This window comes from Blastomonas sp. AAP53 (assembly GCF_000331245.1).
Lineage (GTDB): Bacteria > Pseudomonadota > Alphaproteobacteria > Sphingomonadales > Sphingomonadaceae > Blastomonas.
On record NZ_ANFZ01000006.1, the window covers coordinates 574,577 to 596,718 of the forward strand.

Below are 22,142 nucleotides of genomic sequence, written 5' to 3' on the forward strand. Positions count from 1 at the left end.
TTCTCAATGGCATCATTTGGTTGCAGAAACGTTCAGCACGTCTGCAACTTTGGCATGCAGGTCGCTTTCCGGAGCAGACCGGATATTGGCCTTGGCCAGTTCACCATCATGCTGGAAGGAAATCAAGACTTTGGCGTTGCTCTTGGCGGCCTTGTCGTAACGTTTGCGGGGGGAACCGGTGGCGATCATGTCGCACGAGATGCCGCTGTTGCGCAGGCTTGCCTGTGCAGCCGTTGCCTCAGCCAATGCCCGATCGTCCTCCAGCGCGATGATCACATCCAGACCGCCGCCGAGCGCCGCGTCATCGCACAGCATGGCCAGCCGCTCGATCCCCGCTGCCCAGCCGACTGCAGGTGTCGAAGGCCCACCCAGGCTTTCTATCAGCCCGTCATAGCGCCCGCCGGCCAGCACCGTGCCCTGCGCACCCAGCCGGTCGGTGACGAATTCGAACGCGGTGTGGCGGTAATAGTCCAGCCCCCGCACCAGCCGGGCATTGCGGGTCCAGGCGACGCCTGCCGCGTCGAGGCCGCCAGTCACGCTGTCAAAGAACGCGCGCGCCTCATCGGTGAGAAAGGCGTCGATGTCGGGGGCGGAGTCCGCCACCGGACGATCCTGCGCCTCCTTGCTGTCGAGGATCCGCAACGGATTGCGCTCCAGGCGGTCCTGCGAATCCTTGGACAGTTGGTCCTTGTGCGCCTGAAAATGCTCGATCAATGCCGCGCGCCAGGCGTCCCGGCTGGCGGCATCGCCCAAGGTGTTGAGTTGCAGCGTCACGCCTTCGGTGATTCCCAGTTCGCGCAGGACATGATCGGCCATCACCAGCAGTTCGACATCGGCCTGCGGGTCGCCCGATCCGATCATTTCGGCATCGATCTGGTGGAATTGGCGGTAGCGCCCCTTTTGCGGGCGTTCATAGCGGAACAGCGGCCCGTGCGTGGCGATCTTGAGCGGAGCATATTGCTGCCAGCCGTTGGTGAGATACGCGCGCGCCAGCCCGGCGGTGAATTCTGGCCGAAGGGTCAGCGAGTCGCCGCTGCGGTCCTCGAACGAGTACATCTCCTTCGACACCACATCGGTGGTCTCGCCCAGCGAGCGGGCGAATACCGCCGTGGCTTCGAACACCGGCATTTCGACGCGGCGAAAGTTGTACAGACGGCGCACCCGATCGAACGTGTCGACGACATGGCCGAACCGCTCCTGATCTTGCCCAAAGATGTCCTGCGTTCCGCGGATCGCGCCCGGTGTTGTAATCTTGCCCATATTCCGCCGCCATTAGCGAGTTTTTGAGCGGACGCCAAACAGGCGGGTGCTTTTTTTTGCGGTCGGCGTTTATGATGTTCGACCACGCGAATTCAAAAGGGTCTGAAACTTTGCGCCACCTGATCTCCACCGCCTGCCTTGCCATCGCTCTTGCGGCGTTTCCGGCCACCGCTCAGAACAGCGAACCCCAGCCTCAGCCGGTGGTCGACATCGTGCCGCCAGCGCGCGATATCGAATTTCCCGGCGTGATGACGCTGGAGGTTGACGCAACCGATGTCGGGCGGGCGATCTTCGCGATGAAGCAGACGATCCCGGTGCCCGAAGATGCGCGCGCCAATGGGCGGTTCACGGTGCTGTATCCGCAATGGCTGCCGGGCAATCACGCCCCGCGCGGGGAGATCGAAAAGCTGGTAGGGCTGACCTTCAGCGCGGCAGGCAAAGCGCTTGCCTGGCAACGTGATTCGCTCGACATCAACGCCTTCCATATCACCGTTCCGCAGGGCGTGCGCGAGGTCGTGGCGAATTTCCAGTTCGTCAGCCCGACCGCCTCGAATCAGGGGCGCGTCGTCGTCGCACCCAGCATGATGAACCTGCGCTGGAACAACGTTGCGCTGTATCCGGCAGGTTATTTCGCTCGCAACATCGCGGTAGACGCCACGGTCACCTGGCCGACCGGCTGGCAGGCGGGCAGCGCGATGCGGGCGAAGCGCACGACCGGCAGCAAGGTCGCTTACGAGCGCGTCGACTTCGACACTCTGGTCGACAGCCCGATGTTCGCCGGCGCGCATTTCAGGAGCTGGCCGCTGTCTGACAAGGTGACGCTCAACGTCGTTGCCGACGAGGCCGAATTCCTGGCCGCCACGCCCGAGCAGATCGATGCGCACAAGAAGCTGGTGGCCGAGGCCGAGCACCTGTTTGGCGTGCGCCATTACGATCGCTACGACTTTCTGCTGGCATTGTCGGACGAGATGACCGGCATCGGCATCGAGCATCATCGCAGCAGCGAAAACGGCGTCGGCACCGGCTATTTCACCGATTGGGCCAAGGGGCCGGGCTCGCGCAACCTGCTGCCGCACGAGATGACGCACAGCTGGAATGGCAAGCATCGCCGTCCGCAAGGCATCTGGGCGCCCGATTTCCGCGTGCCCAGTCGCGATGACCTGCTGTGGGTGTACGAGGGCCAGACCCAGTTCTGGGGCTATGTGCTGGGCGCACGTTCTGGATTGTTCACCTATCAGGAAACGCTGGATGCCTTTGCCAATATCGCTGCCGGGCTGGATGCGCGCGCCGGACGCAACTGGCGGCCGCTGATCGATACCGCGCACGATCCCATCATCTCCGCGCGCCGGCCCAAGGCGTGGGCGAGCTATCAGCGCAGCGAGGACTATTATAACGAGGGCATGCTGGTGTGGCTGGAGGCCGACCAGATCATTCGCCGCGAATCGGGCAACACGAAATCCCTGCAGGACTTTGCCCGCAGCTTCTTCGGTGGGCGCGATGGCGACTGGGGTGTGGTGACCTATGAGCTGCCCGATGTCGTGGCCGCGCTGAACGCGGTGCTGCCCTATGACTGGCAGGGCTTTTTGCAGCGCCGGGTGTACGAGATCAACGTCGAGGCACCCAAGCAGGGCTTTGCGCTGGGCGGCTATGAACTGGTCTATGCCGCCGAACCCAGCGCCTTCATCAAATCGGGAGAGGCAGCGTCCGGGACCACGGATCTGAGCCATTCCGTCGGACTGATCGTCGCCAAGGATGGCAAGGTCAGCCAGGTGATGTGGGGCAGTCCTGCCTTCGAGGCCGGCATGACCGTGGGCGACCAGATCACCGGCGTCGATGGACGCGATTATTCCGGCGAAGCGCTGAAGACGGCTGTCGCTGCCACGACCGCCACCGGCAAGGTTGGACTGCTGGTCAAGCGCGGCAAAAGATACCGTGAAACCGCACTTTCCTATAAGGGCGGGTTGCGCTATCCGGCGCTCCGCAAGACGGGGCAGGGCGAAACCGGCCTTGACCGGCTGCTTGCGCCGCAAACCCGCTGAACGCTGAAGAACGGGCAGGCCGTTCGGCGGCAAACCATAACAAGGGCCTTCTTCCTTATGCTTATCAAAGAGATTTCGATCGGCAAGAATCCGCCGAACAACGTGAACGTCATCATCGAAGTGCCCACTGGCGGTGAACCGGTGAAGTACGAGTTCGACAAGGCCTCAGGTGCACTGTTCGTCGATCGCATCCTGCACACGCCGATGCGCTATCCTGCCAATTACGGCTTCATCCCGCACACGCTGTCGCCCGATGGCGATCCGCTCGATGCACTGGTGATCGCGCGTTCGCCGTTCATGCCCGGCTCTGTCGTGCGCGTCCGCCCGATTGCGGTGCTGAACCTGGAAGACGAGCATGGCGGTGATGAAAAGGTCATCTGCGTGCCCGACACTGCGACCTTCCCCTATTACACCGACGTGCGCGAAAAGGCGGACATGCCCGACATCGTGTTTGCGCAGATCGAGCATTTCTTTACCCACTACAAGGACCTGGAAGCTGAAAAGTGGGTCCGCGTCGGCAAGTGGGGCGATGCTGCCGAAGCACGGCAGATCATCATCGAGGCGATCGAGCGGGCGCAGGCCGACAAGGCTGAAGACTGATGACACGCGTGACCGCAGCGCTGGCAGCATGGCGGCGCTCTGCTGCGCTGATGCTGGCCGGCGCTGTGGTCGCCGCTGTGTCGGGCTGTGCAACTCCAGAGGCGCGGACCCGCGCTGCGCTTGAAAAGACCGGGCTCAGTCGGCCCGTATCCGCCTGCATGGCCGAACGCATGGTAGACCGCCTGTCGCTGGCGCAATTGCAGCGGCTCGGGCGTATCGGGCAGTTGCAGCAGGCGAACGATTTCGACGAATTTCTGCGCCGGACGCGCGCGTTGCGCGATCCTGAAATCCTCGCAGTGGTCAGTTCTTCCGGACTGGTTTGCGTGGTGCGCAACTAAGTTGCGAAAAAGCGTGGTGCCCTGCGCGATTGCAGGGTTTCATTTGCACCGCGTCTATGCTTTAGCGCCCCTCACAACCGTTCATCGACCGCTTAATGGCCTGGTGTCGACCGCTTGTGAGTCGCACGCCCGGCCCGCTCAGAAAGGCATGGGATCCTTCATGAACATCCACGAATATCAGGCCAAGGAACTGCTCGCGAAATACGGTATCGGCATCCCGACCGGACACGCCGCGCTGACCGTCGAAGAGGCCGTTGCAGGCGCTGAAAAGCTCCCCGGACCGCTCTATGTCGTCAAGGCGCAGATCCACGCCGGTGGACGCGGCAAGGGCAAGTTCAAGGAACTGGGCGCTGAAGCCAAGGGCGGTGTCCGTCTCGCCAAGTCGATCGACGACGTTCGCAATGATGCAGGCGAAATGCTGGGCAACACGCTCGTCACCGTGCAGACCGGCGATGCCGGCAAGCAGGTCAACCGCCTGTACGTGACCGATGGCGTCGATATCGCTGCCGAATATTACCTCTCGATGCTGGTCGATCGCAAGACCGGCCGCGTCGCGATGATCGTGTCGACCGAAGGCGGCATGGACATCGAAACCGTGGCGCATGACACGCCCGAGCGCATCACCACGATCACCATCGACCCCGCGCAGGGCTTCATGCCGCACCATGGCCGCGCCGTGGCGTTTGCGCTCAAGCTGACCGGTGATCTCAACAAGCAGGCCGCCAAGCTGGCGAGCCAGCTCTACACCGCGTTCATGGATCTCGACTGCGCGATGCTCGAGATCAACCCGCTGGTCGAAACCAAGGATGGCAAGCTGCTGGTGCTCGACACCAAGATGAGCTTCGATTCGAACGCGCTCTATCGTCATCCCGATGTCGAAAAGCTGCGCGACGAGACCGAAGAAGACCCGATGGAAGTCGAAGCCTCCAAGTATGACCTCGCCTATATCAAGCTCGACGGCGACATCGGCTGCATGGTCAACGGCGCGGGCCTTGCCATGGCGACGATGGACATCATCAAGCTGAACGGCATGTTCCCTGCCAACTTCCTCGACGTCGGCGGCGGCGCGAGCAAGGAAAAGGTGACCGCAGCGTTCAAGATCATCCTGTCCGATCCGGCGGTGAAGGGCATCCTGGTCAACATCTTCGGCGGCATCATGAAGTGCGACATCATTGCCGAGGGCATTGTCGCAGCCGCCAAGGAAGTGAACCTCTCGGTTCCTCTGGTCGTGCGCCTGGAAGGCACCAACGTGCAGCAGGGCAAGGACATCCTGGCCAATAGCGGCCTGCCGATCGTCAGCGCCGACAATCTGGGCGATGCGGCTGAAAAGATCGTCGCGCAGGTCAAGCAGGCGGCTTGATGCGCTTTACCCCTCTCCCTTGACGGGAGAGGGTTGCGAAGACTTGGCGCTACAAGCGCCTAGTCGAAGCTGGGAGAGGGTGACGCAGCGGTGGCTTTGTGTCGCAACCGCAGGCCCTCTCCAATTCCGACTAGGCAGTCCTTCGACAAGCTCAGGACTGCCGAGTCTCCATATCCTCTCCCGTAAAGGGAGAGGAGGGGAGCAACGCCTAAGGTCGGCGACTGCACCACTTGACGTTTACGTGAACGGAAACTAAATAGCGTTCACGATCATTAGGAAGGAAGCGCCATGAAGATCCTTGTGCCCGTAAAACGGGTCATCGACTATAACGTGAAGCCGCGCGTCAAGGCGGATGGCACCGGGGTTGACCTGGCCAACGTCAAGATGAGCATGAACCCGTTCGACGAGATCGCAGTGGAAGAAGCGCTGCGGATCAAGGAAGCGGGCAAGGCTGAAGAAGTCATCGCCGTTTCGGTTGGACCTGCAAAGGCCCAGGAAACGCTGCGCACCGCGCTCGCCATGGGTGCCGATCGCGCGATCCTCATCGAAACCGACGAAACCGTCGAGCCGCTGGCCGTCGCCAAGCTGCTTGCCAAGGTGGCAGCCGAGGAAAACCCCGGCCTGATCCTGCTGGGCAAGCAGGCGATCGACGACGACAGCAACCAGACCGGCCAGATGCTCGCAGCTTTGCTCGGCTGGGGCCAGGCCACGTTCGCCAACACCGTGACCGTCGAAGCCGACAGCATCACCGTTGCTCGCGATGTCGATGGCGGTCTGCAGACGGTCAAGCTCAACACGCCTGCGATCGTCACCACCGACCTTCGCCTCAACGAGCCGCGTTATGCTTCGCTGCCCAACATCATGAAGGCGAAGAAGAAGCCGCTCGATGTGAAGACCCCGGGTGATTACGGCGTGGACATCACGCCGCGCCTGACCACGCTCAAGGTCGCTGAACCGCCGGTGCGCAGCGCCGGAATCAAGGTGGCAGATGTCGACGCACTGGTCGGCAAGCTCAAGGAAATGGGAGTTGGCGCATGAAGACGCTCGTATGGGTTGAACATGACAATGCTGTCATGAAGGATGCGACGCTGGCGGTGGTCACCGCTGCCGGCAAGCTGGGTGAAGTGCACGCATTGGTCGCGGGCAAGGGTTGCGCGGCTGTTGCCGATCAGGTCGCCAAGGTTGCCGGTGTCGCCACCGTGCACCTCGCCGACGATGCCTCGCTTGAGAACGGCCTCGCTGAAAACGTCGCGCCGCTCGTCGCGAGCCTCATGGCCAGCCATGACGCGTTCCTCGCGCCTGCTACCACCACCGGCAAGAACATCGCGCCGCGCGTTGCTGCTCTGCTCGACGTGATGCAGATTTCGGACATTCTCTCGGTCGAAGGCCCCAAGACCTTCACCCGTCCGATCTATGCCGGCAACGCGATTGCCACCGTCGAATCGTCGGACGCCAAGCTGGTGATCACCGTGCGGGGCACCGCGTTCGAAAAGGCCGCCACCGAAGGTGGTTCGGGCACCGTCGAAGCCGTCGGCGGCGCATCGGATTCGGGCCTGTCGAGCTTTGTCAGTGCCGAAATCGCCAAGAGCGAGCGGCCTGAACTGACCAGCGCCAAGATCATCGTATCGGGTGGTCGCGCGCTGGGTTCGGGCGAGAAGTTCGAGGAAGTCATCACCCCGCTGGCGGACAAGCTCGGCGCTGGCATCGGCGCGTCGCGCGCTGCTGTCGACGCAGGCTATGTTCCCAACGACTATCAGGTCGGCCAGACCGGCAAGATCGTCGCTCCGGAAGTCTACCTTGCGGTCGGCATCTCGGGCGCGATCCAGCACCTTGCAGGCATGAAGGACTCCAAGACCATCATCGCCATCAACAAGGACGAGGACGCCCCGATCTTCCAGGTCGCCGACATCGGTTTGGTCGCGGACCTGTTCACGGCTGTTCCGGAACTGACCGGCAAGCTGTAAGGGGCTGATTGCCTTTTGAATGATTGAAAACCCCGGCAGGCGACTGCCGGGGTTTTCTTTTGCGCGGCCTCCGCTTGCTGAGCGGGTAATGATGCTTCCACGTGTTGAAAGGCACCCGGTACCCTGTTCATGTAAAATGCGCTTTACCTGAACAATTCCTGTCACCTCAGTTCAGCCTCGCCACATCGCCGAATCGCTAGATCGTTTTTTGACCCCGCAGGAACGGGGTGACCGGAAGAAGGAACAGGACGATGGCAAAGACTGGCGGTGTGGTTGGGGGTGTTTTCGGCGCGGCGCTGCTCGGTGCTGCTGCCATGGTTTCAGCGGCTGTCCCGGCGGCAGCGCAGTGGCACGGCGGAGGTCCCGGCTGGGGCGGGCGCGGTGATCGCGCGGTCAAACAGTGCGTCCGTGCTGCCGAGTTCGAAGCGCGCCGTTTTGGCCGGTTCGCTCAGGTCACCGACATCCGGGACATTGATCGCACCCGTTATGGCCTGCGCGTGCAGGGTCGCATCGTCGTGGAAGACGGCGGACGCTGGCGCAGCGGTGTCGATCGCGGTCGCTTCACCTGCTTTGTGGATCGGGGCAGGGTGCGTGACCTGCGTCTGAACGGACTCGGCAATTTCCGTTAAGACAAGGGCATTCACCCATGGTCCGGGGCGGTTCAGCCTGGCGACAGGCTGAACCGCCTAAATCAGACACCATCAGGCTGAAGCGCTTCCGCGCTGCCTGGCACGAAAGGCAAGAACATGCTGAAATCACTGACAGGTCTGGGTGCCGCTGGCGCGATGCTCGTCACCGGTTTTGCGCCTGCGATGGCAGCTCCGGTGACTGCTGGTACAGTTGGCAGCGGCGATTATTCCACGCTGGGCGATCTGGGCTGGGATCAGGGCGACGAGCAGGCCGAGCAATGGCGCGGCGGCTGGGGCAACCGGCGCTGGCGTGGCCGTAACCGTGGCATCGATGGCGGAGACATTCTGGCCGGCGCGCTGATCATCGGCGGGATTGCCGCGATCGCCAGCGCGGCCAGCAACAGCAGCCGCAACCGCAACGGTCCCAACGATCGCTATAGCTATAATGATGATGTCCGCTCTGCTTCCACGCAATGCGGCGCGGCGGCTGCGGCGCAGTCCGGCTTCGGTGCGCGGGTCGAACGGATCGACAATGTGGTGCGCGATGGCAATGGCTGGCGCGTCGAAGGACTGGTCGGATCACGCAACAACGGCGTCGACAGCTTTACCTGCGGGATGAGCTATGGACGGATCGATTATGTCCGCTTCAATCGCGCCAATGGCGCATGGGGTGCGGGCGATGTCGGTGTGAACGGCCAGGTGTTCGGCGATGGCAGTGACCCATCCTATGTGCCGCCCCAGCCGGGCGATGATGATTTTGCCTATCGGAATGATGCGGACCCGTATCTGCCTGAATAAGCAAACCTTTTACCGGGCGATCAGGGCTGAACTCAGCCCTTGTTTCCCGGCTTCAACCCCTGCGGCGCGCTTCGCCCCTTCGTGCGCCGCAGGGGTAACAGCATGATCCCGATCAGGATCGAGACGACCGCTAGCGCGGCAAAGCCGATCAGGATTGGGTGGTTGGTATCCTCGCGCGTCTGCAGATCCATGATGTGCAGCCCCCACATGAAATCGAACACGCGCCACAATGCGCTGCGCGTGGCGAGAACCGCGCCGGTTTCCGCATCGACATAGAGGTGCGTTCCGTCATCAAATCGCGCCTGCCAGCTGGGGCGCGGGCGGCGCAGTTCGAGCGGCGCGGCGTCGGCCGAGAAGCGTGTCACGCCTATGAGCCTGGCATCGCCGGCAAAGGCGGAGCGCGCTATGCCGCCAGCCTCGCGGGCGCTAACCATCGGCAACAATCTTCCGCTGCGGGCGTCGGCTCTGCTTTTGCCGCCATCGGCATAATCGATCAGCCAGACAGGCTGGCCCGCCTGTTGCGCCAGGGTGAGCGTCTGCACCGCGCGACCCTGCAGCATCGGTGCGACGGGTCGGATCGCTGGCAGGGCGAGTGTTTCGGCCTTCAGATGCTCCCCGCGAATGGTGTCGATAGGGAAGCTTGCCATGAACAGGCCCGATGCCGTCCACAGCAACAACGGCACGCCGATCAGCCAGCCGAGCCACACATGCCAGCGCATCACCATCCGTCGCCGCAGCCTGAATGCCATGCGCCTAATCCTCCGTATTCCCGCCGCCGCGATAGGCCGGCAGCGCGATATTGTAGCGGATGGCAAGTCCTCGTAGCACGAAGCCTGCGATCGCGCCGATGACGGCGGCGACCGGGCGATCGACCTCGATCAGCCGCAGCCCGACATACAGTCCCGAGGCCAAGGCAGCAGCGGTCACATACAATTCGGGGCGCAGGATGATCGATGGTTCACCCGCGAGAACATCGCGGATGATGCCGCCAACGCACGCGGTGATCACGCCCATCATCACGGCGGGCAGCGGATCGACGCCAAACTGCATGGCCTTGGCCGCACCGAACACGCCGTAAGCGCCGAGACCTGCTGCATCGAACCAGTCGAGCATCTTGCCCTGCCACCAGCGTTGCGGGGTGACCCAGAGCAGTCCCGACACGGCGAGCACCACCACCAAAACGCTCGAGTTGACGATCCAGAACACCGGCGCGCCGATCAGCAGATCGCGCACCGTCCCGCCGCCGACGCCGGTGACCAGCGCAAAGAAGGTAAAGGTGACAAACGTCTGACGCTTCGCCGCCGCCGCAAGCGCGCCCGAGGCGGCGAACACTGCGATCCCGAACATATCGAGCGTGCCGAGAATGGTGCCGAAGTCGAATGCGGGGAGCGGCGTGGTCATTGCGCGGCCTTAGAGGAACGGCCGCGCGATTTCACGTATCATCTGCTCTCTCCCCTTAAGGGGAGAGAGCGATGTCTGCTTCAGATGTGGATCGGCTTGCCCTGCACCGCCATGGCGGCTTCCTTGAGCGCCTCGCTGTGCGTCGGGTGGGCGTGGCAGGTGTAGGCGATGTCCTCGCTCGTGCCGCCGAATTCCATCGCCTGGGCTGCCTGCGCAATCATCGTCCCGCCGAGCGACGCGATGATCCACACGCCCAGGATGCGGTCGGTCTTGGCGTCGGCAATCACCTTGACCATGCCGTCGCCCTCGTGATTGGTCTTGGCGCGCGAGTTGGCCATCATCGGGAACTTGCCGACCTTGATCGAGCCCCCCGTCTTTTCAAGGCGTTCCTTGGCCTGCTCTTCGGTCAGACCCACGCCCGCGATCTCGGGCATGGTGTAGACCACGCTCGGGATGATGTCGTGGTTCACGATGCCGGTGAGGCCCGCGATATTCTCGGCCACCGCGATGCCTTCGTCCTCAGCCTTGTGCGCGAGCATCGGGCCGGGAACGACATCGCCGATCGCCCAGATGCCGGGAACCGAGGTGCTGAAGTCGTGGTCGATCTCGACCTGACCGCGACCATTGACGGCCAGCCCTGCCTTGTCGAGCGCGAGGCCATCGGTGTTGGGACGACGGCCGATCGACACCAGCACGACGTCGGCTTCGATCGTTTCGGCATCGCCGCCCGCCGAAGGCTCGACGGTGAGTTCAGCCTTGCTGCCGTTCACCGTTGCGCCGATGACCTTGGTCGAGAGCTTGAACTCGATGCCCTGCTTCTTGAACACCTTGAGCGATTCCTTGCGGATTTCGCCGTCCATGCCGGGCAGGATCATGTCGAGATATTCGACCACGGTGACCTTGGCGCCCAGGCGCTTCCAGACCGAGCCGAGCTCGAGGCCGATCACGCCGCCGCCGATGACGACCATGTGACCCGGCACCTTGGCAAGCTCGAGCGCGCCGGTGGAATCGACGATAATCTGCTGCTCGTTATCGACCGTGATGCCGGGAAGCGGTGTGACCGACGATCCGGTGGCGATGACGATGTTCTTGGCGCGATAGGTCTTGCCGCCGACATCGACGGTATCGGTGCCGGTGAACGCGGCGCGGCCCTTGAGCCATTCGACCTTGTTCTTCTTGAACAGATATTCGATGCCGCCGGTCAGGCCCTTCACCGCATCGCGCCGCTGCGCGTGCATGGTTTCCAGATCGAGCGTGACCGATCCCTTGATGCCGAGCTTGGCGAGCTTGCCGCTGGCGGCCTCCTCGAACAGTTCGGACGCGTGCAGCATCGCCTTCGAAGGAATGCAGCCGACGTTGAGGCAGGTGCCGCCCAAGGTCTCGCGGCTCTCGGCGCACGCGGTCTTGAGCCCCAGCTGCGCTGCGCGGATCGCGGCCACATAGCCGCCGGGTCCGGCACCGATCACCAGAACGTCGAAATCATAGTCAGCCATTTTCAAACTCCATCGTGCGCCAGTTTGGGGCGCACCAAAATTACAGGTCGATCAGCAAACGCGTCGGATCCTCGATCGCTTCCTTGATACGCACCAGGAACGTAACCGCCTCACGGCCATCGATCAGGCGGTGATCATAGCTGAGCGCCAGATACATCATCGGGCGTGCCGCGATCGAGCCATCGGGCATCACGACCGGGCGCTGGTCGATGCGGTGGAGGCCGAGGACCGCGCTCTGCGGGGGGTTGATGATCGGGGTCGACATCAGCGATCCGAACACGCCGCCGTTCGAGATGGTGAACGTGCCGCCCATCATCTCGTCCATCTTGAGCGTGCCGTCCTTGGCGCGCTTGCCGAAGTCGGCGATGGTCTTTTCGATGCCGGCAAACGACAGCGTCTCCGCGTTGCGGATGACGGGAACGACCAGGCCGTTGGGCGCGCTGACCGCCACCGAGATATCGGCGTAATTGTGGTAGACGATCTCATCGCCCTCGATCTGTGCGTTGACCGACGGAACGTCCTTCAATGCCAGGCACGCAGCCTTGGCGAAGAAGCCCATGAAGCCCAGGCGGATGCCATGCTTCTTCTCGAACAGGTCCTTGTACTTGGCGCGCGCCTCGATCACCGCGGTCATGTCGACATCGTTGAACGTGGTCAGCATCGCCGCGGTGTCCTGCGCGGACTTGAGGCGCTTGGCGATGGTCTGGCGGATGCGGGTCATGCGCACGCGCTCGGTCTCGCGACCGGCAACGGCATTAGCGGCGGGCGCGGCGGCAGGGGCGGCAGCAGGCGCGGGCGCAGCCTTGGCGGTTTCAGCCGCAGCCAGCACGTCTTCCTTGGTCAGGCGGCCATCCTTGCCGGTGCCCTTGATGCTGGTGGGATCGAGCCCGTGCTCGAGCACCAGACGGCGCACGGCGGGCGACAGGCTGACGGGTTCGCCCGAGCTCACGGCGGCGGTGGGCGCCGGGTCAGCCTTGGCGGCAGCAGGTGCGGGGGTCGGCGCGGGCGCCGGAGCCGGCGTGGCGGGCGGGGACGCGGCAGCCGCGCTGCCGGCAGCTTCGATCATCGCCAGCAGCGCGCCGACCTGAACGGTATCGCCTGCGGCATACATCTGCTGGCCCATCACGCCGGCAGATGGAGCAGGCACTTCGACCGCGACCTTGTCGGTTTCCAGGCTGGCAATCGGCTCGTCGGCGGCAACCGCTTCACCGGGCTTCTTCAGCCACTCGCCGATGGTGGCTTCGCTGATGGACTCGCCCAGAACGGGCACTTTCACTTCGATGCTCATGGTTCACAAACCTTCGTCACTGTCCGCTTCAATTCGCGGATATCATTGTATGTTAGGCGGGGGTCAGCTGCCGCGCTGACGCCGGATTTCGTCGCGGACATCATGGCCCAGAGCGTCTGCAATGAGCGCGCCCTGTTCGGCCTGGTGGCGCTTGGCAAGACCGGTGGCGGGCGATGCCGCCGCGATCCGGCCCGCGTAACGCGCCCGCTTGGGGGCAACGCCGGCATCGGCCAGGCATTCCTCGATGAAGGGCTCGACGAAGAACCAGCTGCCGTTGTTGCGGGCTTCTTCCTGCGCCCAGACGACCTCTTCCAGATTGACCATGCGCTTGAGGCGGATGGTCAGCGGCTCGCCGGGGAAGGGGTAGAGCTGCTCGAGGCGGATGATAGCGGTGTGCTTGTCGCCCGCCGCGTCGCGCGCTTCCATCAGGTCGAACGCCACCTTGCCCGAACACAGCACCAGACGCTTGATGTCCTTGTCCTCCGGCTGAGCCGGGTCGGACAGGATGCGCATGAAATGGCTGTTGCCGCAGAAATCCTGCGTCTTCGAGACCGCCATCTTGTGCCGCAGCAGCGACTTGGGCGTCATGATGATCAGCGGCTTGCGGAACGGACGGTGCATCTGCCGGCGCAGTACATGGAAGTAGTTGGCCGGCGTGGTGATGTTGCACACCTGCATGTTGTCGCCCGCGCACAGCTGCAGGAAGCGTTCGAGACGCGCCGAGCTGTGTTCCGGACCCTGGCCTTCCATGCCATGCGGCAGCAGCATCACCAGACCGTTGGCGCGCAGCCACTTGGCCTCGCCGCTGGCGATGAACTGGTCGATCATGATCTGCGCGCCATTGGCGAAATCGCCGAACTGCGCTTCCCACAGCACCAGGGTCTTCGGGTCGGCCATGGCGTAGCCATATTCGAAGCCCAGCACGCCGTATTCGGACAAGGGGCTGTCGAGCACTTCGAACCGGCCATGCGGCACCTGCTCGAGCGGCAGATAACGGCCGCCGGTGTTCTGGTCGATCCACACCGCATGGCGGTGGCTGAACGTTCCGCGTCCGGAGTCCTGACCCGAGAGACGGACGGCATAGCCTTCCGACACCAGCGAGCCGAACGCCAGCGCTTCGCCGGTCGCCCAGTCGAAGCCTTCGCCCTTTTCGAACATTTCGCGCTTGGCATCGATGACGCGGCGCAGGGTCTTGTGGACCTCATGCCCTTCGGGGATGTTGGTCAACGTGCGGCCGAGGCTTTCGAGCAGCTTCTTGTCGATGCCGGTCTCGACATTGCGACGCGCGTACTCGGGGTCGGCAGGCGCGTGCAGGCCCGACCAGCGTCCGGCAAACCAGTCTGCCTGATTGGCCTTGTAGGTCTTGCCGGCCTCGAATTCGAGCTCGAGATTGTCCGAGAACGCAGTCGCAGTGCCGTCGATCCAGTCCTGCGACACCACGCCCTGTTCGATCAGCCGGTCGCCGTAGATCTTGCTGACACGCGGGTGCTGGCGGATCTTGGCGTACATCTGCGGCTGGGTGAAGCTGGGCTCGTCGCCCTCGTTGTGGCCGAAGCGGCGATAGCACCACATGTCGATGACGACGTCGCGATGGAACTGCTGGCGGAAATCGATCGCCATCTTGCAGGCAAAGGTCACCGCTTCCGGGTCATCGCCGTTGACGTGCAGGATCGGCGCCTGAACGCCCTTGGCGACATCCGACGGATAGGGCGAGGAGCGCGCAAACTGCGGGCTCGTCGTGAAACCGATCTGGTTGTTGACGATGAAGTGGATGCAACCACCGGTATTGTATCCGCGGATGCCCGAGAAACCGAGGCATTCCCACACGATGCCCTGACCGGCAAAGGCGGCATCGCCGTGCAGCAGCACCGGCAGCACCTGGCTGTGATCGGTCAGGTCGTCGCGGTTGACCTGCTGCGCGCGGACCTTGCCGAGCACAACGGGGTCGACCGCTTCAAGGTGCGAAGGATTGGGGACCAGCGACATATGGACACTGATGCCGTCGAACTCGCGGTCGGTGCTGGTGCCGAGGTGATATTTCACATCGCCGGAGCCTGCGACGTCATCAGGGTTGGACGAGCCGCCCGAGAATTCGTGGAAGATCACGCGATAGGGCTTGGCCATCACGTTGGCGAGCACGTTCAGGCGGCCACGATGCGGCATGCCATAGACGATTTCCTTGAGGCCGAGCTGGCCGCCGTACTTGATCACCGCTTCGAGCGCGGGGATCATCGATTCACCGCCATCGAGGCCGAAGCGCTTGGTGCCGACGTACTTCTTGCCGAGGAAGTTCTCGAACGTCTCGGCCTCGATCACCTTGGAGAGGATCGCCTTCTTGCCGTTTTCGGTAAACTCGATGACCTTGTCGACGCCTTCCATCCGGTCCTGGAAGAAGCGGCGCTCCTCCACGTCCGAGATATGCATGTATTCCAGGCCCACCTTGCCGCAGTAATTGGCGCGCAGGGTATCGATCAGCTGGCGTACGGTGGCGCTTTCAAAGCCCATCGTGCCGCCCAGGAACACCTTTTCGTCCATCTCGGCAGCGGTGAAGCCGTGATATTCTGGCGTAAGGTCGGCGGGCAGTTCCTGCTGCGACAGGCCCAGAGGATCCAGATCGGCTGCGAGATGGCCGCGCACCCGGTAGGTGCGGATCAGCATCATCGCGCGGATCGAACGATCCGCCGCGCGCGCGACCGCCGCTTCATCCACCGGCTGGCCAGCGGCTGCCGATGCGTTGCGCACCGCCGCTTTCACGGCTGCCTGCATCTGCATCGGGTCGAGCGCTGCCGTCAGGTCGTCGCCATCGCCCAGCGGCCAGTTGCTGCGCTGCCAGGTCGGCCCTGCCTGGGGGCCTTCTGCCGGATCGAAATCATATGCGTCGTAGGTCATAAACTACCGTCCCTATATCCCCTCTCCCCACCGAGGGAGAGGGTTGCGCAGACTTGGGCACGCCTGGCCCCAGTCGAAGCTGGGAGAGGGGGCAGCGACGCTACCGGTCGTGCTCCCAGCCCTCTCCCTCGCATCGCTGTGCGATGCTTCCCCTCTCCCCTCAGGGGAGAGGGTCATTATCGTCACACCGTCTCAAGCAACTCAGCAAGGGTCGTGCCAAGCAGCGAGGGCGAGGGGGAGACGCGGATGCCCGCTTCTTCCATCGCCGCGATCTTTTCTTCCGCGCCGCCTTCGCCGCCCGAAACGATTGCCCCTGCATGGCCCATGCGGCGTCCCGGAGGCGCCGTGCGGCCCGCGATGAAGCCGACCATCGGCTTCTTGCGACCACGCTTGGCCTCGTCCTTGATGAACTGCGCGGCTTCTTCTTCCGCACTGCCGCCGATTTCACCGATCATGATGATCGAGGTGGTCTCGTCATCGGCGAGGAACAGTTCGAGCACGTCGATGAAGTTGGTGCCGTTGACCGGATCGCCGCCGATGCCCACAGCCGTGGTCTGGCCGAGGCCCACTGCGGTGGTCTGGTGCACGGCTTCATAAGTCAGCGTGCCCGAGCGCGAGACGACGCCGACCGAGCCCTTCTTGAAGATGCTGCCGGGCATGATGCCGATCTTGCATTCATCAGGCGTCAGCACGCCGGGGCAGTTCGGGCCGATCAGGCGCGAGCCGCTGCCGACGAGCGCGCGCTTGACGCGGACCATGTCGAGCACGGGAATTCCTTCGGTGATCGCCACGATCAGTTCCATCTTGGCGTCGATCGCTTCGAGGATCGAGTCCGCTGCGAACGGTGGCGGAACGTAGATGCAGGTCGCGGTCGCGCCGGTGGCGGCCTTCGCTTCTGCCACGGTGTTGTAGTTGGGCAGGCCGATGTGCGTGGTGCCGCCCTTGCCGGGAGTCACGCCGCCGACCATCTGCGTGCCATAGGCCAGCGCCTGTTCGGTGTGGAATGTACCGGTCGCACCGGTCATCCCTTGCGTGATCACCTTGGTATGCTTGTTGACGAGAATGCTCATGGTTTCAGAAACTCCATTGCAGTGGCCGTAAAGACGAGGCCGGATAACGGGATATTGGCGGCGGCGAGCGCGCCTTGCGGAACGAAACTGACTTCCATTTCGATGTGGCCGGGTTTCAGGCCCGGGCTCCATACGTGCTTGATCATGCCGCCTTCGGGCGTCTGGGTGTCGTTGGGCTTGCGAACGGCCCACTCTTCAAGATCTTCGGACGAAATGGGGATGGCGGCGGTGAAATCATAGACCCGGCAGCCATGCGACCGCAGCGTTTCCAGGTCGACGCCCGAAAGCACCACGCCCAGCTCGCGGCCCGCGACGGTCATGCGGTATTCGCCGCCGTCGATCAGTTTCATGTCGGGATCGCTCTCGGCGAGCTTGGCCTTGCCGAACGCGACCAGCTTCATCAGCGCGCCAGTGTCATCGGCAGGAACCGGCTGCCAGCCTGCGGCGAGCACGCTGGCCTTGGCGACGGCCATGTTCTCGATACCCGAACAAGCGGTCGCAAACGCGGAGAGCACCTCACGCGCAGGGTAGGGGTTTTCGGCTGGCGGCGCGTCTTGCATCGCCGCCAGCGCGAAAAGTCCGATCAGAAGACCGGAAGCAGGCATCAGGCGAGGCTCGGGTCCAGCGTCTTGCACGCATCGAGCAGTTCCTTGACTGCGTCGACCGAGACCTGGAGGTTGCCCTTGGCTTCGTCGTCGAGGTCGATCTCGACGATCTGCTCGACGCCGCCGGCACCGATGATCACCGGAACGCCGACATACAGGCCGTCAAGACCGTACTTGCCTTCGACATAGGCCGCGCAGGGCAGCAGGCGCTTCTGGTCCGACAGATAGGCTTCGGCCATCGCGATGCCGCTGGTGGCGGGCGCGTAATAAGCCGAGCCGGTCTTGAGCAAAGCGACGATCTCGCCGCCGCCGCCACGGGTGCGCTTGACGATCTCGTCGATGCGCTCCTTGGTCGAACGGCCCTGCTTGATCAGGTCGGGCACGGGGATGCCGGCAACGGTCGAATACTGGACAACGGGGACCATGGTATCGCCATGACCGCCAAGCACGAAGGTGTTCACGTCGCGCACCGAGACCTGGAACTCGTCGGCGATGAAGTGGCTGAAGCGTGCGCTGTCGAGCACGCCTGCCATGCCGACGACCATGTGGTGCGGCAGGCCGGAGAATTCGCGCAGCGCCCAGACCATGGCATCGAGCGGGTTGGTGATGCAGATGACGAACGCGTTCGGCGCGTTGGCCTTGATGCCTTCGCCGACGGCCTTCATGACCTTGAGGTTGATGCCGATGAGGTCATCGCGGCTCATGCCGGGCTTGCGGGCAACGCCTGCGGTGACGATGATGACATCGGCGCCTGCAATATCGGCATAATCGTTAGTGCCGGTGATCTTCGCGTCAAAGCCTTCGACCGGGCCGCACTGCGAGAGGTCGAGCGCCTTGCCCTGCGGCACGCCTTCCACCACGTCGAACAGAACGACGTCGCCCAGTTCCTTGAGCGCCGCGAGGTGCGCGAGCGTGCCGCCGATATTGCCTGCGCCGATCAGCGCGATCTTCTTGCGTGCCATGGTCAATCCTTTCCGAAAATTAAAAGTCCCGGCCGAAACTGTCTGTCAGGAAAAGCGGGAAAGTGCCTGGTGCGTGTGCGTTCCCTGAACAGAAATCCGGCAATATGCTTGTCCGTTTCACGACCTGAAAGAGGCGCGCCCCGGCTTACCCGGGCTGAATGATCGCGCTCGGGGGTCTGACTAGGCCGCTTGAACGGGCATTTCAACCATCAAAAGACGCTACGGATCAATTATTTGTGCAAATGAAAACTGTTAGCAATAAGGCCTCGATCGGTCGCACCCCAGGCCCGTCGCGGCTCTGAATCGCCCGCGATATCGGCTCAAAGCGATACAGTCTCCAGCCAGCACTGGATGGACATATATCCCTGCATTCTATAACCGGTGTGCACCTGCGACCTTGGTAAGTGGGTTTTAACCCGCACTGCATAAGGTTTGGACGATGGCTACCAAAGTGCAATATACAGTCGATACCGAGTTGTCGCTCAAGCTGTTTCAGGATGGCGCCAGCGCGCAGGAGAATTTCGACAGCTCGATCACGGGCAAATGCCGCGACGGTGAGTTCGGAATTTTCTACCAGATGGACCGGCTCGAAGCCTATGGTCTGACTGGCGTGTTTTTCGTCGATCCCATGCCCGCGCTTGTCTACGGACCGGGCGTCGTGGCCCGGATCGTGGAACCGATCCTGAAGCGCGGACACGAGGTTCAGCTGCACATCCACACCGAATGGCTGGAATTTGCGCGCGATCATGAACTGAGCCATCTGCGCGGACGCAATATCGCCGATTTTTCGCTGGAAGATCAGATCCGCCTGCTGGATCAGGCGCGCGCGCTGCTCATGCTCGCAGGCGCGCCCCAGCCCACGGCCTTCCGAGCCGGCAATTTTGGTGCAAACGACGACACGCTCAGAGCCTTGAATGCGCTGGACGTCCAGTATGACAGCAGCTTCAACCCGGCGTTCCTCGAAGGCGAATGCGCGATCCGCCTCCCACCCGGTACGCCGCCGTTTGCTGAGCATCTTGGTGTCGATATCATCCCGGTCAGCGTCATCGAGGACCGGCCAGGCAATATCCGTGCGGTCCAATTGTGCGCATTGTCGGCATGGGAAATGCGTGATGCGCTCACCCATGCAGCGCAACATGAATGGCCCTGTTTCACGATCGTCAGTCACAGCTTCGAACTGCTCAGCCGCGACCGCACGCGCGTGAACGCCATCGTCAAGCAGCGCTTCGAAGCCATGTGCCTGAACATTGCAGAGCAGTCCAAGCTTGAGCATGCGGGGTTCAATGCCCTGCTGCCAAAGCGCAAGGGTTCGCTGATTGCGGTGCCCGCCAATCTGGTGCGCACGGCGATGCGCTATGGCGAGCAGGCAATCAGCCGCCTGCGATACGAGGTGGGCATTGCGTCCACCTTTTTCCTGAACGAATTTGCAATGGCGGAGTCGCTCGTAGCGCTCTGACGTTGCGGTCTGTCAGCCGCGCAGCAGCTTGCGGATACGGGCCTTGGCGCCGATGCGATCGAGCCACGCGCCAGAGCCTTCGACGGTGGCGTTGAACCTGTGATGGGCCGTGAGCAAGGCCCGGTTGGTGAGCGTCGGCTTCATCAGAAACACCGTTGCGCATTCGACCTGATCGGTGCCGAACAGGGCCTTGTGCGCGCCATCGCCCTCGGTAAAATCAAAGTAACGGAAGCGCGCTTCCGCAAACAGTTGCTCGAGAGCATGCATCTGAAGCACTGTGCCGGGTGATAACGACGCCGTGGCCTGATCATAGCCCAGATAGGCATAGATCAGGATATCGCCGACCACTGGCAGATAGAGATAGGCAATCGCGCGCTCATCGAGAAACAGGATATACGCGCGCAGGTTGTCGGCCTCGGCCAGCCGATGCGCTTCCTGGCGGAACGTATCGTATCCAGGCAATCCGGCATCGAGCAGCCGCGCCTGATAGGTCTGGCTGGAGAGCGGCAGCGCCGTATCAAAAAACGCGTCGATCAACTCGGGGCGATGATAGCTGCGAATGTCAAGCGAGCCGCCGCCTGCGTCAGCGAGCTTGCGCATCTTGCGCTTCAAGGTGGCGCGCGTCTTTGACGAGAACTGCGCCATATAGCCATCATGGCCCAGCGCCATGTCGATATAGTGGCGGGCGTAGATCTGGGGTTGCGAGGCAACGAGGCCGGGAAAATCCGTCGACAGGCGAGCAAGCATCGCGACCGGGGCCGATTGCAGCCGATATCCGTCCGCGTCGACCGGCAATGGTGCAGGGGACAGTGTCTTTGCACCCAGGATCGCATCAAGACCGTAAGGCAATGGCACCAGCATCCGCCGCGCACGTGCAACGCAGCGATCTCCCAGCAGGAAGCGGATGTCGGAGGGAACAGGCTGCATCGGTACGATCCGGTGGTATGAAGTGCGGGTGTCGGTGACAGGACTTACGGGATTACGGTTAAGATCGCTTGAACCAGCGCGGCACCAAGCGGCCTGATTTACCGGATTTTCACGACAGCCCATTAGCAACTCAAGCTCGAGCTGCGACCTCGAGATCATCATTGGTAACCGACGGGACAGGACCATGACGCAGCTCATGCCGCATGCGGCTTGCAATCATTGCGGATCGCGCGACGCGCGTCTGGCTGCGCGGGTGGATGGCTATACGCTGGTGCGGTGCGTTGCTTGTGACCTGGCATTTGTGGCCGACCCGCCATCGCCCGAGCGGCTTTCAGCGCTGTACCAAGCCAGCAACGAATATCACAGGACGCTGCACGACCCTGCCAGCGGCGATTATGCGCGGATGGCCAAAGTCGCGTGCGAGCATCTGGCCTTTGTGCGCCGCTGGGCATCGGGCGGCAGGCTTGTCGATGTGGGCTGTTCAACAGGGCTGTTCCTCAACGAGGCGCTGCGCGTGGGCTTTGATGTGTCCGGCGTCGAATTTTCCGCCACATCCGCACAGTTCGCCCGTGATCAATTCGGTATTCGTGTGATTGATGGCGATATCCACGCGCTGGACCCCGCACCCGAAAGCCTGGATATCCTGACGATGTTCGACGTCATCGAGCATGTCCGCGACCCTGCAAGCGATATCGCGGCAGCGTACCGCATGCTCAAGCCTGGCGGATTGTTCATCGTCTCCACGCCGAACATCGACGGGCTTTTCCCCAGGGCGTCCGAACCCCTGGCCGGGTTGCTTGGACACTGGCCGCATCCCGAACCGCCCTGGCATCTCTACCAGTTCTCGGTCCGCACCCTATCCAATATGCTGAAAAAGCAGGGATTTGCGCCATTGGGTACGCAGCACACCGCCATCGATCTTGCCTATAGCTTTGGAACGCTGCGCGACCTGCGGCGCAGCCCCAAAAGGCTGGCCTATGCACTTGCCTTCGCCCCGCTCGCCTGGGCCGGCCCTAAGATCGGCATGGGCGACTGGTTCTATCTGGCCGCGCGCAAAACCTGA

At 62.8% G+C, this 22,142-nt stretch carries 20 protein-coding genes; 10 read left to right on the forward strand and 10 right to left on the reverse strand.

Annotation, left to right across the window (positions count from 1 at the left end):
• Window positions 1-12: 12 nt before the first annotated feature.
• Window positions 13-1,260, reverse strand: a complete 1,248-nt coding sequence (gene hisS, locus D618_RS0105730; RefSeq protein ID WP_017670542.1) for a histidine--tRNA ligase — start codon at window positions 1,258-1,260, stop codon at window positions 13-15.
• Between the two features lie 110 nt (window positions 1,261-1,370).
• Here hisS and D618_RS0105735 point away from each other — a divergent pair, with 110 nt between their 5' ends.
• The 8 genes from D618_RS0105735 to D618_RS18950 all read left to right on the forward strand — a co-directional run bounded on the left by D618_RS0105735 (window position 1,371) and on the right by D618_RS18950 (window position 8,988).
• Entirely contained in the window at window positions 1,371-3,299 is a 1,929-nt protein-coding gene (locus D618_RS0105735; RefSeq protein WP_040370315.1) for a PDZ domain-containing protein, read from the forward strand.
• Window positions 3,300-3,356: 57 nt separating this feature from the next.
• The gene (ppa, locus tag D618_RS0105740; RefSeq protein ID WP_017670544.1) at window positions 3,357-3,899 is read left to right on the forward strand and encodes an inorganic diphosphatase; all 543 of its coding nucleotides are present in this window, start codon (window positions 3,357-3,359) and stop codon (window positions 3,897-3,899) included.
• On the forward strand, window positions 3,899-4,237 hold the full coding sequence (locus D618_RS0105745) for a hypothetical protein (protein ID WP_017670545.1): 339 nt from the start codon (window positions 3,899-3,901) through the stop codon (window positions 4,235-4,237). The genes ppa and D618_RS0105745 overlap by 1 nt, the downstream gene beginning before the upstream one ends.
• Window positions 4,238-4,397: 160 nt before the next feature.
• Window positions 4,398-5,597: an ADP-forming succinate--CoA ligase subunit beta gene (sucC, locus tag D618_RS0105750; RefSeq protein ID WP_026091349.1), complete on the forward strand. Its 1,200-nt coding sequence runs from the start codon at window positions 4,398-4,400 to the stop codon at window positions 5,595-5,597.
• Window positions 5,598-5,885: 288 nt separating this feature from the next.
• Window positions 5,886-6,635 (forward strand): electron transfer flavoprotein subunit beta/FixA family protein, encoded by a 750-nt coding sequence (locus tag D618_RS0105755; protein WP_017670547.1) that lies wholly within the window; start codon window positions 5,886-5,888, stop codon window positions 6,633-6,635.
• On the forward strand, window positions 6,632-7,561 hold the full coding sequence (locus tag D618_RS0105760) for an electron transfer flavoprotein subunit alpha/FixB family protein (RefSeq protein WP_017670548.1): 930 nt from the start codon (window positions 6,632-6,634) through the stop codon (window positions 7,559-7,561). The genes D618_RS0105755 and D618_RS0105760 overlap by 4 nt, the downstream gene beginning before the upstream one ends.
• Before the next feature lie 251 nt (window positions 7,562-7,812).
• Entirely contained in the window at window positions 7,813-8,190 is a 378-nt protein-coding gene (locus D618_RS17760; RefSeq protein WP_152414542.1) for a hypothetical protein, read from the forward strand.
• Between the two features lie 117 nt (window positions 8,191-8,307).
• The gene (locus tag D618_RS18950) at window positions 8,308-8,988 is read left to right on the forward strand and encodes a hypothetical protein (RefSeq protein ID WP_017670550.1); all 681 of its coding nucleotides are present in this window, start codon (window positions 8,308-8,310) and stop codon (window positions 8,986-8,988) included.
• 32 nt (window positions 8,989-9,020) lie between these two features.
• Here the strand turns inward: D618_RS18950 and D618_RS0105775 are convergent, their stop codons facing one another.
• From D618_RS0105775 to mdh, 8 genes are all read right to left on the reverse strand, one after another.
• Window positions 9,021-9,737: a PepSY domain-containing protein gene (locus tag D618_RS0105775; RefSeq protein ID WP_040370224.1), complete on the reverse strand. Its 717-nt coding sequence runs from the start codon at window positions 9,735-9,737 to the stop codon at window positions 9,021-9,023.
• Window positions 9,738-9,741: 4 nt separating this feature from the next.
• Entirely contained in the window at window positions 9,742-10,389 is a 648-nt protein-coding gene (locus D618_RS0105780; protein WP_017670552.1) for a trimeric intracellular cation channel family protein, read from the reverse strand.
• Window positions 10,390-10,469: 80 nt separating this feature from the next.
• A complete protein-coding gene (gene lpdA / locus D618_RS0105785; protein WP_017670553.1) occupies window positions 10,470-11,882 on the reverse strand; it encodes a dihydrolipoyl dehydrogenase in 1,413 nt (470 codons plus the stop codon).
• A gap of 40 nt (window positions 11,883-11,922) precedes the next feature.
• Entirely contained in the window at window positions 11,923-13,170 is a 1,248-nt protein-coding gene (gene odhB, locus D618_RS0105790) for a 2-oxoglutarate dehydrogenase complex dihydrolipoyllysine-residue succinyltransferase (RefSeq protein WP_017670554.1), read from the reverse strand.
• Window positions 13,171-13,233: 63 nt separating this feature from the next.
• Entirely contained in the window at window positions 13,234-16,059 is a 2,826-nt protein-coding gene (locus D618_RS0105795; protein WP_017670555.1) for a 2-oxoglutarate dehydrogenase E1 component, read from the reverse strand.
• 182 nt (window positions 16,060-16,241) lie between these two features.
• Entirely contained in the window at window positions 16,242-17,129 is an 888-nt protein-coding gene (gene sucD / locus D618_RS0105800; protein WP_017670556.1) for a succinate--CoA ligase subunit alpha, read from the reverse strand.
• Entirely contained in the window at window positions 17,126-17,734 is a 609-nt protein-coding gene (locus tag D618_RS0105805) for a hypothetical protein (RefSeq protein WP_017670557.1), read from the reverse strand. Before D618_RS0105805 ends, sucD begins: the two co-directional genes overlap by 4 nt.
• Complete coding sequence (mdh, locus tag D618_RS0105810; RefSeq protein WP_017670558.1) at window positions 17,734-18,696, reverse strand: malate dehydrogenase; 963 nt, start codon at window positions 18,694-18,696, stop codon at window positions 17,734-17,736. Before mdh ends, D618_RS0105805 begins: the two co-directional genes overlap by 1 nt.
• 439 nt (window positions 18,697-19,135) lie before the next feature.
• Here mdh and D618_RS17770 point away from each other — a divergent pair, with 439 nt between their 5' ends.
• A complete protein-coding gene (locus tag D618_RS17770) occupies window positions 19,136-20,152 on the forward strand; it encodes a hypothetical protein (RefSeq protein ID WP_017670559.1) in 1,017 nt (338 codons plus the stop codon).
• A 12-nt stretch (window positions 20,153-20,164) separates the two neighbouring features.
• Here the strand turns inward: D618_RS17770 and D618_RS0105820 are convergent, their stop codons facing one another.
• Window positions 20,165-21,079 carry a GNAT family N-acetyltransferase gene (locus D618_RS0105820; protein ID WP_017670560.1) on the reverse strand — a complete coding sequence of 305 codons (915 nt, stop codon included), beginning with the start codon at window positions 21,077-21,079 and terminating at the stop codon, window positions 20,165-20,167.
• A gap of 184 nt (window positions 21,080-21,263) precedes the next feature.
• Between D618_RS0105820 and D618_RS18955 the strand changes: the two genes are divergently transcribed.
• Window positions 21,264-22,142, forward strand: coding sequence for a class I SAM-dependent methyltransferase (locus D618_RS18955; RefSeq protein WP_017670561.1), 879 nt, complete (start codon window positions 21,264-21,266; stop codon window positions 22,140-22,142).

What these genes read in the sequence shown, in the direction of transcription:
- sucD (WP_017670556.1), bottom strand. Translation starts at nt 17,129, where the DNA reads ATGAGCATTCTCGTCAACAAGCATACCAAGGTGATCACGCAAGGGATG.
- D618_RS0105755 (WP_017670547.1), top strand. Translation starts at nt 5,886, where the DNA reads ATGAAGATCCTTGTGCCCGTAAAACGGGTCATCGACTATAACGTGAAG.
- mdh (WP_017670558.1), bottom strand. Translation starts at nt 18,696, where the DNA reads ATGGCACGCAAGAAGATCGCGCTGATCGGCGCAGGCAATATCGGCGGC.
- D618_RS0105775 (WP_040370224.1), bottom strand. Translation starts at nt 9,737, where the DNA reads ATGGCATTCAGGCTGCGGCGACGGATGGTGATGCGCTGGCATGTGTGG.
- sucC (WP_026091349.1), top strand. Translation starts at nt 4,398, where the DNA reads ATGAACATCCACGAATATCAGGCCAAGGAACTGCTCGCGAAATACGGT.
- D618_RS0105795 (WP_017670555.1), bottom strand. Translation starts at nt 16,059, where the DNA reads ATGACCTACGACGCATATGATTTCGATCCGGCAGAAGGCCCCCAGGCA.
- D618_RS18950 (WP_017670550.1), top strand. Translation starts at nt 8,308, where the DNA reads ATGCTGAAATCACTGACAGGTCTGGGTGCCGCTGGCGCGATGCTCGTC.
- lpdA (WP_017670553.1), bottom strand. Translation starts at nt 11,882, where the DNA reads ATGGCTGACTATGATTTCGACGTTCTGGTGATCGGTGCCGGACCCGGC.
- D618_RS0105745 (WP_017670545.1), top strand. Translation starts at nt 3,899, where the DNA reads ATGACACGCGTGACCGCAGCGCTGGCAGCATGGCGGCGCTCTGCTGCG.
- D618_RS17760 (WP_152414542.1), top strand. Translation starts at nt 7,813, where the DNA reads ATGGCAAAGACTGGCGGTGTGGTTGGGGGTGTTTTCGGCGCGGCGCTG.
- D618_RS17770 (WP_017670559.1), top strand. Translation starts at nt 19,136, where the DNA reads ATGGCTACCAAAGTGCAATATACAGTCGATACCGAGTTGTCGCTCAAG.
- D618_RS18955 (WP_017670561.1), top strand. Translation starts at nt 21,264, where the DNA reads ATGACGCAGCTCATGCCGCATGCGGCTTGCAATCATTGCGGATCGCGC.
- D618_RS0105820 (WP_017670560.1), bottom strand. Translation starts at nt 21,079, where the DNA reads ATGCAGCCTGTTCCCTCCGACATCCGCTTCCTGCTGGGAGATCGCTGC.
- odhB (WP_017670554.1), bottom strand. Translation starts at nt 13,170, where the DNA reads ATGAGCATCGAAGTGAAAGTGCCCGTTCTGGGCGAGTCCATCAGCGAA.
- D618_RS0105780 (WP_017670552.1), bottom strand. Translation starts at nt 10,389, where the DNA reads ATGACCACGCCGCTCCCCGCATTCGACTTCGGCACCATTCTCGGCACG.
- D618_RS0105805 (WP_017670557.1), bottom strand. Translation starts at nt 17,734, where the DNA reads ATGCCTGCTTCCGGTCTTCTGATCGGACTTTTCGCGCTGGCGGCGATG.
- D618_RS0105760 (WP_017670548.1), top strand. Translation starts at nt 6,632, where the DNA reads ATGAAGACGCTCGTATGGGTTGAACATGACAATGCTGTCATGAAGGAT.
- ppa (WP_017670544.1), top strand. Translation starts at nt 3,357, where the DNA reads ATGCTTATCAAAGAGATTTCGATCGGCAAGAATCCGCCGAACAACGTG.
- hisS (WP_017670542.1), bottom strand. Translation starts at nt 1,260, where the DNA reads ATGGGCAAGATTACAACACCGGGCGCGATCCGCGGAACGCAGGACATC.